This window comes from Streptomyces sp. NPDC004561 (genome assembly GCF_053602155.1).
In genome coordinates this window covers 1-4,988 of record NZ_JBSGDB010000585.1, presented here as the reverse complement: position 1 = coordinate 4,988, position 4,988 = coordinate 1, and the positions used below count along the sequence as shown (strand labels likewise).

The window sequence follows — 4,988 nt, the reverse complement described above, 5'->3', positions numbered from 1 at the left end:
GCCGCAGCGCGTCGTCCCTCGCGATGCGGGCCGGAGTTGCCGGTGGCGTCCTCAGCACCCTGGCAGTCGCCGGGGCGTCTGGTTCGGCCAATTGCCGACGGATTGCCTGGAGCGGACACCGGGCGCGTTGCCAGAATCCCGGCAGAGCCCGATTCCCCCCGCTCTTCTCGCCTCTCGTTCCCCCTGATCGGCGAACTCGCCGAGTTCTCCGCTCGTCCCGCTCGCGCCCTTTCGCACGTCCAGTCCCATGCCCGTCGCACAGGAAAGGCAGGAGAACCATGGCCCGCCCGCCTCGGTACGGATACGAATCGCGTCCCGGAGAGAAGAAGGTGCTGATCACCCGCGGCTGCCGCCTCGTCGCCAGCGTGCACGGCGCCGACCGCGTCCACACGCTCCTCGCCGAACTGCGCGCGGACGACCCGCAGCGCGTCCTCGCCCGCTGGGCCGAGACCGGGCACGGCGCCGGCGCCGCGGCCAGCGGCCACCCGACGGCGGCCTGAGGGAGCCCACGATGACCACCACAGCCTTGGTCTGCCTGCCCTTCGCCGGAGCCGGCGCCTCCTTCTTCCGCAAGTGGCGGCGGCTCGCACCCGCCGGACTCTCGCTCGTACCCCTCCAGTTGCCGGGCCGCGAGGAGCGGTTCGCCGAGCGGCCGTACACCGATGTCGGCGAGGCCATGGACGCGGAACTGCCCTGGGTGCTCGGGCAGATCTCCGGCGCCGACCGGGTGGCCCTGTTCGGGCACAGCCTCGGCGCCGAGCTGGCCTACGAGCTGACCCGCCGGCTCACCGGGCACGGCGTCGACGTCGCCCGGCTCTTCGTCAGCGGCGCCCCCGGGCCCCGCAAACGCGATGTGGAGCGGGTCAGCGAACTCGACGACGAGGGCTTCCTGGAGGGGCTGCGTCGGGTCGCCGGCTACCGGCACCCGGCCATGGACCACCCCGAGATGATCCAGGTGATGATGCCGTTCCTGCGCGCCGACTCGGTGATGCACGAGAACTACTCCTCCGACCACCCCGACCTGCTCGACGTGCCGGTCACCTCGCTGCGCGGCCGCGCCGACGAACTGGTCTCGGCCGCCGAGGCCGCCGAGTGGGCCGCGGAGACCCGCGGCTCCTTCCGCAGCGTCGAGCTGGACGGCGGGCACATGTACCTCACCGACGACCCCGAGCCCGTGCTGCGCGCCGTGGCCGGCGAACTCGACGGGGGTGAGTGAGCCATGACCGCACTGGCCGGCGAGGCCCCCGTGGGCCGCTGCCCCTTCGCCCGGCTCACCGCCGCGACCGACGCCGACCTGGTCGACCCGACGCTGTACGGCGGCGGGGACGCCCCGGCCGTCTGGCGCGAGCTGCGGGCCCGGGACCGGCTGCACTGGCAGCAGGTCGACGCCGAGCGCGGCTTCTGGTCGGCGTTCCACTACGCGGACGCCGACCTGGTCCTGCGCGACGCCACCACCTTCACCTCCGAGCGGGGCACCCTGCTCGACCTGCTCGGCACCGACGACCCGGCGGGCGGACAGCAGCTCGCCGTGACCGACCCGCCCGTGCACACCGCGCGGCAGGCCCGGCTGAAGCGCGCCCTGACCAGCAAGGCCGTCGGCCGGCAGCGCGAGCGCATTCGTGCCCTGCTGGTGGAGCTGCTCGAACCCCTCGGCGACGGCGGGGTGTTCGACTTCGCCACGGCCATGATGGCGATGCCGATGTGGGTCACCGGCACCATGATGGACCTGCCGCGCGCCGACTGGGAGTGGCTCACCCGCGCCACCACCCAGTGCATCGCCGCCGACGACCCCGAGTTCCAGGAGCCCGGCGGGAAGGCGGCGACCCTGAACCGGGCGCACATGGAGCTCTTCGGCTACTTCCAGGACGTCGTCCGGCACCGCCAGCGCCACCCCGGCGACGACCTGCTCAGCAGCCTGCTCTCGACCCGCTTCGAGGGCCGCACGATGAACCCCGGCGAGGTCATCTCCAACTGCTACAGCCTGATCCTCGGCGCCAACGTCACCACCCCGCACGCACCGACCTTCGTGATGGCCGAGTTCGCCGGCACCGACGTCCTCGACGACTGGGCGGCCCACCCCGAGCTGAACACCTCGGCCGTCGCGGAGGCGCTGCGCTGGGCCTCCCCGGTCAACCACGTCATGCGGTACGCCACCACCGACACCGTGGTGCACGGCACCCCGGTCGCCGCGGGCGAGGCGATCGTGGTGTGGCTGGGCGCCACCAACCGCGACCCCGGGGTGTTCGCCGACCCCGAGACCTTCGACATCCGCCGCAGGCCCAACAAGCACCTGGCCTTCGGTATCGGCCCGCACTACTGCGTCGGCCACAGCGTGGCCCGGCTCACCCTGTCCCTGATGTTCGAGGAACTGCTGCGCCGCTACGAGGACTTCCGTCCCGCGGGCCGGCCGGAGCGGCTGATCTCGACCTTCGCGTCCGGCTACAAGCACGTGCCGGTCACCGCCCGGCGCCGCCCCGGCACCGGCCACTGACCACGCCCAGGCGCCGGCGCCCGTGCCGGCCGCTTGCGCCGCTGTCCACATCTGCCGCTGACACCCTTTCTGGAGGACGACATGACGCACGACACCCTCACCGTGGCGGACCCCGCCGCCGGCGCCGCGCACCTGGAGCTGGTGCGCTCGCTGTGGTGCGAGGTCCTCGGCCTGAGCGAGGTCGGGGACGACACCAACTTCTTCGACGCGGGCGGCGACTCGCTGCTGCTGGTCGCGCTGGTGGAGCACCTGTGCCAGGCGACCGGGCGGCCGGTGCGCACCATGGACGTGCTGCGCGCCGGAACCGTACGCGGCCAGGCCGCGCTGCTCGCGGACGCCGTCCCGGCACCCGCCGAGGTGTAGCCGTGGAGACCGTGGAGGAACGCATCGACCTCCCGGGCGACGGACAGGGCCGGAACCCCGGGAACGGGGTCCCGGCCCTGTCCGTCACGTCCGGGCCCGCCGAGGGCGCGGCCGGCACGTCGCGCGCCGCGCGGGCCGGCGTCACATCCGGCTCGCTGCTGCTCGCCGGGTACGCGCTCGCCCTCGCCCGCTGGACGGGCGCCCGGCGGCTGATCGTCGACCACGCCGCCGACGGGACGTCGGCACCGGTGCCGGTCCGGCTCGAGATCGACGACGACCTGCCCGCCGGCGACTGGCTGCGGTACGTGCACCGCACGGCGGCCGCGGCCGCCGGCACACCCGCCGCCGACGCTCCGGCGCGGTACGGCTCCGGCGCCCGCACCGGCAGCGAACTCAGCGTCTGGGAGACCGGCCCGGGGTGCGTCCACGCCGAGTACTCGGGTACGGAGTGGAGCCTGCCCGACCTGGAGGGTTTCGTGGCCGGCCTGCGCGCCGCCTGCGCGGAACTGGCCGTGGCGGACGGCCCGTTGGCGGACGTCCGCTGCCTGTCGGAGGAGGCCCGGCGGCTGTTGGACCGGGTCAACGACACCGGCCGGGACTTCCCCGCCGCCTCGCTCGGCGAGCTGCTCCGGCACAGGGCCGACGCCGCGCCGGACGCCACGGCGGTGCGCGACGGTGACACCGAGCTGACCTACGGCGCCCTCGCCCGTGCCGCCTCCCTCCAGGCCGGCCGGCTCCGCGCGGCCGGGGTCCGCCCGGGCGACACCGTGCTGGTCGCCCTGCCCCGGTCGGCGGCCGAGATCGTCGCCGTGACCGGCGCCGTCTGGGCGGGCGCCGCCTACGTCGGCGTGGACCTGAGCCTGCCCGACGCCCATCTGGCCCGGATCGTGGCCAGGTGCCGGCCGGCGGCGATCCTGACCGACCGGCCCGCCGGCGCCCGTACCGCGCTGGCCGGCATCCCGGCCGTGGCCGTCTTCGAGCCCGGCGCGGACGGGTCCGGCGGCGCCCCGTGCCCGCCCGCGTCCGGGGCCGGTCTGCTCGCGTACGTCGCCTTCACCTCCGGATCCACCGGCGAGCCGAAGGGCGTGTGCGTACCGCACAGCGCGGTCGTCCGGCTGGCGCTGGGCGCGGACTACGCCCGGCTCGGGCCCGGCGAGCGGGTGCTGCGGCTGTCGCCGCTGCCCTTCGACGCCTCCACGTTCGAGCTGTGGGGGGCGCTGCTGACCGGCGCCGCGCTGGAGGTCCAGCCGGACGGGCTGGCCTCCCCGACCGAGCTGGGCGCGTTCATCGCCGAGCGGAAGGTGACGGTCGCCTGGTTCACCGCCGGGCTGTTCCGGCTGCTCGTGGAGTTCGCCGGGGACTGCTTCGGCGGCATGCGGCAGGTGCTGACCGGCGGGGACGTGGTGCCGTACGAGCATGTGGCGCGGCTGCTGGCCCGGCACCCGGGGCTGACCGTCACCAACGGCTACGGTCCCACCGAGAACACGACCTTCACCACCACCCACTCGGTCACCCGGCCCGAGGAGGCCGCCCGGCCGCTGCCGATCGGCACCCCGGTGCCGGGCACCCGGGTGTACGTCCTCGACGAGCGGGACCGGCTGCTGCCGCCCGGGGCGGTGGGCGAGCTGTGCACCTCCGGCGCGGGCCTGGCCACCGGCTATCTCGGCGACGCGGCCGAGACCGAGCGCCGCTTCGGCCGGTTCTGCCCGGAGGTGCCGGAGCGGCTGTACCGCACGGGCGACCTGGTGCGGATCGACCCGGTGGGGCGGCTGTGCTTCCTCGGCCGGACCGACGAGCAGGTCAAGATCCGCGGGTACCGCATCGAGCCGGCCGCGATCGGCCGGGCGCTGCGGGCGGCCCATCCGCTGGTGCACGACGCCGTCGTCTTCGCGGTGGGCGCGGACAGCGCGAGCAAGCGCCTGGTGGCGGCGCTCGTCCCCGGCCCGGCGGGCGGGGACGGGACGCGGCCGGACGTCCGGGAGGTGCGGGCCCGGCTGGCCGAGCAGGTGCCGTCGTACATGGTCCCAACCCTGTGGACGGTGGTCGACCGCCTCCCGGTCAGCCGCTCCCGCAGCAGCCGCCCGCAGCGCCGCTCCACGTCACTGTCCGCACCCGGCCGCCGCTCCGCCTCGTC

General features: G+C 75.2%; 5 protein-coding genes. All 5 read left to right on the top strand.

Translation table 11 applies throughout. From position 1 onward, the window contains the following. The first annotated feature begins 278 nt into the window (after positions 1–278). Positions 279–500, top strand: coding sequence for a hypothetical protein (locus ACWEN3_RS41295; RefSeq protein ID WP_452982315.1), 222 nt, complete (start codon positions 279–281; stop codon positions 498–500). A gap of 11 nt (positions 501–511) precedes the next feature. Beyond that, positions 512–1,216 carry a thioesterase II family protein gene (locus tag ACWEN3_RS41290; RefSeq protein WP_452982313.1) on the top strand — a complete coding sequence of 235 codons (705 nt, stop codon included), beginning with the start codon at positions 512–514 and terminating at the stop codon, positions 1,214–1,216. 3 nt (positions 1,217–1,219) lie between these two features. Beyond that, positions 1,220–2,491: a cytochrome P450 gene (locus ACWEN3_RS41285; RefSeq protein ID WP_452982310.1), complete on the top strand. Its 1,272-nt coding sequence runs from the start codon at positions 1,220–1,222 to the stop codon at positions 2,489–2,491. Positions 2,492–2,572: 81 nt separating this feature from the next. Next, positions 2,573–2,854 (top strand): acyl carrier protein, encoded by a 282-nt coding sequence (locus ACWEN3_RS41280; RefSeq protein ID WP_452982307.1) that lies wholly within the window; start codon positions 2,573–2,575, stop codon positions 2,852–2,854. A gap of 2 nt (positions 2,855–2,856) precedes the next feature. Continuing rightward, a partial coding sequence (locus tag ACWEN3_RS41275) for an amino acid adenylation domain-containing protein (RefSeq protein ID WP_452982304.1) occupies positions 2,857–4,988 on the top strand: 2,132 nt, incomplete at its 3' end.

Excerpts from the sequence above, each read along its gene's own strand:
- ACWEN3_RS41295 (WP_452982315.1), top strand. The coding sequence starts at position 279 with ATGGCCCGCCCGCCTCGGTACGGATACGAATCGCGTCCCGGAGAGAAG.
- ACWEN3_RS41290 (WP_452982313.1), top strand. The coding sequence starts at position 512 with ATGACCACCACAGCCTTGGTCTGCCTGCCCTTCGCCGGAGCCGGCGCC.
- ACWEN3_RS41285 (WP_452982310.1), top strand. The coding sequence starts at position 1,220 with ATGACCGCACTGGCCGGCGAGGCCCCCGTGGGCCGCTGCCCCTTCGCC.
- ACWEN3_RS41280 (WP_452982307.1), top strand. The coding sequence starts at position 2,573 with ATGACGCACGACACCCTCACCGTGGCGGACCCCGCCGCCGGCGCCGCG.